At 65.4% G+C, this 2166-nt stretch carries 1 protein-coding gene; it reads left to right on the top strand.

The window, feature by feature from the left end; all coding sequences use genetic code 11:
• Nucleotides 1–2166: RHS domain-containing protein (locus BMY45_RS25520; protein WP_143071705.1), on the top strand; the 2166-nt coding region annotated here is incomplete at both ends.

Genomic DNA, 2166 nt, shown 5'->3' with positions numbered 1-2166 from the left:
GATGGACAGCCGCTACACCTGGGGCGAGGACGGGCAGGTCACGGTCCAGCACCTGGATGGCAGCCAGGAGGTGTACGTCCACGACGAGCGGGCGCGGCTGGTGCGCAAGGTCGAGCCCGATGGCGGCCAGCACCTCAAGGCCTATGACCCACAGGGCCGGCTGATCGCCGAACAGGACCCGCTGGGTGCCGTCACCGAATACCGCTACGACGAAGCCGGACGGTTGGTGGCGCTGATTCCACCGGACGATGAGCCCACGTCCTACGAATACCGCAACGGTTTCCTGCACGCCCGTTCGCGCGGCAAAGCCGTGTGGACCTACCGGCGCAACGCCCAGGGCGATGTGATCGAGGCTATCGCCCCGGATCAACAACGCACCGCTTATGACTACGACGCCCAAGGGCAACTGCTGGCGATCCGTTACCCGGACGGTGGCGAGCACCGGTTTACCCGCAATCAGTTGGGCCAACTGACAGAAGAAACCCTGCCGGACGGCGGGCAGCGGTGTTTTTCCTACGACGCCCTGGGGCGTTTGCTGACCCGCCAGGACCCACACGGCGCCGTCACGCACTACCGATGGGACGCGGTGGGCCGCCTGCTCGAAACCACCTTGCCGAGTGGCGCGACCCGCGCCTGGTGCTACAACGCCTACGGGAAGGTCACCGCCGAGCGCGATGAGCTGGGGCGGACCACCCGCTATGAATACGCCGACGACCTGCACCTGATCAGCCGCCGCCTCAATCCCGATGGCAGCGAACTGAAGTATCGCTACGACTCGGCCCGGCTGTTGCTGACCGAGATCGAAAACGAATCCGGCGAACAATATCAGCTGGACTACACCCCCAACGGATTGATCCGACAGCAGATCGGCTTTGACGGGCAACGCACCGCCTATGCCTACGACCTCAACGGCCACCTGCTGGAGAAAACCGAGCACGGCGCGGACGGCGCCCAATGGGTCACCCGCTACCAACGCGACGCGGCCGGGCGGCTGCTGGTCAAGACTTTGCCCGACGGCCAGGCCATCGAATACCGCTATGACGGGTTGGGCCGGCTGGTCCACGTCAACGACGGCAGCGATCACCCGCTGGCCTTCGAATACGACGCCCAGGACCGGCTGATCAGCGAACACCAGGGCTGGGGCACCCTGCGTTATCGCTACGACGCCTGCGGGCGCCTCAACCACCTGCGCCTGCCGGACAACAGCCAGCTTGACTACCACTACGCCCGGGGTGGCGCGCTGACGGCCATCGACCTGAACGGCTCGCGCTTGACCGGGCACCAGATCCGTGGCGGTCGCGAAGTGCAGCGCCAGCAAGGCCTGCTGCTCAGCCAGTACGCCTACGACGAACAGGGCCGGCTCAAGGCCCAGACGGTATGGCAGCACCAGCAGCAACTGTTCTGGCGCGACTATGCCTACAGCGCCAACGGCAACCTGCAGTCCATTTCCGACAACCGCAACCGCCGTCATTACCAGTACGACCCGCTGGATCGCCTGATTGGCATCGACTATTCCCACAGCGAGCCGTCGGAACACTTCGCCCACGACCCGGCCGGCAACCTGCTGATGCAGGACCGCCCGGGTCCGACCACCCTCAAGGGCAACCGCCTGCTGATGGAGGGCGACCGCCACTACGACTACGACGCCTTCGGCAACCTGATCCGCGAACGGCGCGGCAAGGCCCAGTGCCTCGTCAGCGAATACCGCTACGACAGCCAACACCGGCTGATCGGCGTCACCACGGCGGACGGACGCGAAACATCCTACCGCTACGACGCCTTTGGCCGACGCATCAGCAAGACCGTGGACGGCCTGACCACAGAATTTTTCTGGCAAGGCGACCAGGTCGTCGCCGAAAGCAGCCCGCGCCACCACCGCAGCTACGTCTACGAACCGGGCACCTTCCGCCCACTGGCCCTGCTCGACGGCAAAGGCCCGAACGCCTGCCCGTTCTACTACCACCTCGACCACCTGGGCACGCCCCAGGAACTGACCAACTACGGCGGCACCATCGTCTGGTCAGCGCGCTACAAGGGCTACGGCCAAGTCCGCGAGATTCAGCACGGCGGCGGCGAACAGCTGGAACAACCGCTGCGTTTCCAGGGCCAATACTTCGACCCCGAAAGCGGCCTGCACTACAACCGGCACCGCTACTACAATCCCGA

This window comes from Pseudomonas sp. NFACC39-1, assembly GCF_900110355.1.
GTDB lineage: Bacteria > Pseudomonadota > Gammaproteobacteria > Pseudomonadales > Pseudomonadaceae > Aquipseudomonas > Aquipseudomonas tehranensis.
The sequence above is the reverse complement of the archived record's forward strand: the minus strand, read 5'-3'. Positions and strand labels throughout refer to the sequence as shown.